The sequence below is a fragment of the Methanospirillum sp. genome, assembly GCF_028679455.1.
Taxonomy (GTDB): Archaea; Halobacteriota; Methanomicrobia; order Methanomicrobiales; family Methanospirillaceae; genus Methanospirillum.
In genome coordinates this window covers 1-2,915 of record NZ_JAJRBM010000166.1, presented here as the reverse complement: position 1 = coordinate 2,915, position 2,915 = coordinate 1, and the positions used below count along the sequence as shown (strand labels likewise).

The window sequence follows — 2,915 nt, the reverse complement described above, 5'->3', positions numbered from 1 at the left end:
TTGCAAACAAACCGGTTGAGTCTCTGGCTGATTATGCATCAGCATTACCTGCGGATTCGCAGATTCCGGTACCTGCTTCCAATCTTCCCCTCACCATATTTCCGGGAATTTCTGATGTAGTTGTGGGGGTGTTGATCGGGGGAGTCCTGATTATCGCGGCCCTGCTTTTTTTTGAATTGATTTTAAGACGGAGATGATGTATATTCCACTGGAAAATAAGATTATCAGTTATTCTCTCCGGTACAAAAGATATGCACTCAAAAAGCTGCATATTCCAATGAAATCCGGCAATGGTGATTTTGTTGGTGTTGGAAGAGGTGTTTGTGGCTGGGTTGCCACAGTTTCCAGTGGTTTTGGTGGCAACGTGCTTGTCGGGGTAATGGATGCTGTCTGAGTCGCATTTGTCCCTCCGGTAACGTTGAAGGAGAACTCCCCAATAAATCCATCTTTGTCTGAAATACTGATCTGATATTCTCCTCCAAGGGTGACCGGTATTTTTGTTGAGAAGTGGCCATCCTTATCAGCAAACCCGGGACTGGTAATCAGTTGCAGTGGCCCGAATGTAAAGTCTTCAGGTCCGAATGCCCGGAGCGTAATAACTCCGTTTCCCATATCCTTGACCCGTCCCGTAACTGTAAGGGCAGATAAAAGATCCTGTGATCCCGGGGACTCGATTGCAACCTCGTCAGAACGATCCACAATGGTAACTACCCTGCGGGTCACCGATGATGATCCCAGTGAATTCTCTACAAACTCTTTTCCGTCAAATACAATATTGTGAACCTCGATCTTATACTGGCCCTTTTTAAGATCTCTGGTCTCAAATTCGGTTCTGAATTGTTTACTCTGGTCCACAATTACCTTCTGACGTGCCAGTTCTCCAGCAGTATATTTCGAGTAAAAGAGGACGATATCAAAGTATGTGTCTTCGGGGAAGGTAGTGTCTCCGGTAATTATCAACGGGCTTCCAAGATTGATCTCATTAGGTGCACTGAGGGTTATCGTGTATGCAGAGACTCCGCTGATCAAAGTTGCTGAAAGAAGAATGATGAATATTATCCGGGATATGCATGTCATAAAAAGAGATCTGATGCCTGAATATTAGGCCTTATCGCCTGAAAAATCAGGAATGTCATTCGCACTCCATTGCATACCGTGCTCCTATTTTACGGGCAGTATCTGGACCGGCAACTGCTTTGATCCGCTCCTCAAGAATGGCAAAATAGTCTGGTGGCAGGCAATGAAGGCTCTCTTCTCCCGATTGCATCAGATCTATAAGATAAGAAAAATCTGTTGTTGATAATCGTGAAATGCGTTCAAAAAAATCATCTGCATTATGAGAATAATGGTTGGCTACCGGGGGAAGGAGTGATTTAAATGCGATTCCTGATCCCCTGCATACCTCCCCGGAAAATTCCGGGGCCATAATTGAGAGGAGTTTGATATCCTGCTCAGTGAGTACCCGTACCATATATCAGTATTTGGCATCCTGCGTTATTCTGACTTCTATTGATCTCTGCCAAGGTTTAGCCGGTTATAATGGCGGTAGTCTGTGTTTTCATAACCCGACAAAATCATGATGTGGTCGTGACTGGTGGGGTATAAACCCGCGTTGCCATCTCTTTATCAAGCATATAGAGCAGTCCAACCCCCTTTTCCTGACTGATCATGCTTAACTGGTCAAGGGTGTTGCGTGCGTTTTCTTCTTCTTCAACCTGCTCACTGACAAACCACTGGAGGAAATTGACGGTTGCATGATCTTTCTCAGCCATTGCCAGATCTACGAGATTATTGATGAGACTTGTCACTTTTAACTCATGCTCAAGCTGAGTCTCAAAAGCATCCTGCGGACTTTTCCAGGTACTTGGGGGAGCTGGGATAGCCTTCATAATAGCACGACCTCCCCGGGCGCATACATGATCAAAAAATTTCATAGCATGGTCGCGCTCTTCCATCGCCTGAATGCGTTCCCAACTTGCAAACCCTTTCAGCCCGGTTGAGTCAAACCATGATGACATCGAGAGGTACAGATACGATGAGTATAACTCGGCGTTAATCTGTTCATTAATCGCCGCTTCGAGTTTTGGGTTCATTAATCCCTTTGGTGTGGTCTTTCGTACTGATGCCATGCGTGCTGTTACGCAGTATATCTATTTAGAGGTACGGTGATTATTCTGAGTCTGTCATTTGATCATCGACAACTTCCTTCTATCGAATTAAGATAAATATATCCATTTTTTTTAAGAATGAGGGAAGGAAAGGGATTATACGTACCGCCGATCCAGATCTCTTATCCGGCATCCTTGCGGTCCGGGTTGAGATCCCGCACATGATTCATGTGTAGGGGAGATGCCTCATGAATTTGAAACGTCCTAATTCCAATGAAGCCGTTGGCACAGTTAACCGTTCAAAAGACGTAGTGCCCATGTCGGGAATGTGTTCCCGATGTGTTGACGGATGTAAAGGTGCCTGTGACATCTGGCTTGCATCATTTCGCGGTCGTGAAGTACTGTATCCCGGGCCTTTTGGTGAGGTCACTGCAGGGGCAGACAAGAACTACCCGATCGATTATTCCCATCTGAATATTCAGGGATACGCAGTAGGAGCAAATGGACTTCCTGATGGTGTTTCTGCGAACCCGGATACAGCAGTCTTTGACGATGTGAACACCGAAGTTGAATACGGGTGGGACATCAAAGTCAGGATGAAAGTGCCAATCTTCACCGGTGCACTGGGCTCAACTGAAATTGCCCGGGCAAACTGGGAGCACTTTGCTGTTGGTGCCGCAATCTCCGGAATCACTCTTGTTTGTGGAGAAAACGTTTGTGGTGTCGATCCCCAGATGACCCTTGGTTCAGACAAGAAGGTGGCTTCATCTCCGGAAATGGATCGCCGTATCAACACCTACAAAAAAT

At 45.9% G+C, this 2,915-nt stretch carries 4 protein-coding genes and 1 pseudogene; 2 read left to right on the top strand and 3 right to left on the bottom strand.

The window, feature by feature from the left end:
* A partial coding sequence (locus tag LUQ50_RS05655; protein ID WP_300037466.1) for a hypothetical protein occupies window positions 1–197 on the top strand: 197 nt, incomplete at its 5' end.
* A 31-nt stretch (window positions 198–228) separates the two neighbouring features.
* Here LUQ50_RS05655 and LUQ50_RS05650 read toward each other — a convergent pair.
* From LUQ50_RS05650 to LUQ50_RS05640, 3 genes are all read right to left on the bottom strand, one after another.
* Window positions 229–1,077, bottom strand: a complete 849-nt coding sequence (locus tag LUQ50_RS05650) for a hypothetical protein (protein ID WP_300037463.1) — start codon at window positions 1,075–1,077, stop codon at window positions 229–231.
* Between the two features lie 55 nt (window positions 1,078–1,132).
* Entirely contained in the window at window positions 1,133–1,471 is a 339-nt protein-coding gene (locus LUQ50_RS05645) for a hypothetical protein (RefSeq protein WP_300037460.1), read from the bottom strand.
* 103 nt (window positions 1,472–1,574) lie between these two features.
* A complete protein-coding gene (locus LUQ50_RS05640) occupies window positions 1,575–2,129 on the bottom strand; it encodes a ferritin (protein WP_300037457.1) in 555 nt (184 codons plus the stop codon).
* Window positions 2,130–2,356: 227 nt separating this feature from the next.
* Here LUQ50_RS05640 and LUQ50_RS05635 point away from each other — a divergent pair.
* Window positions 2,357–2,915: pseudogene (locus tag LUQ50_RS05635) on the top strand (FMN-binding glutamate synthase family protein); the annotation flags it as partial.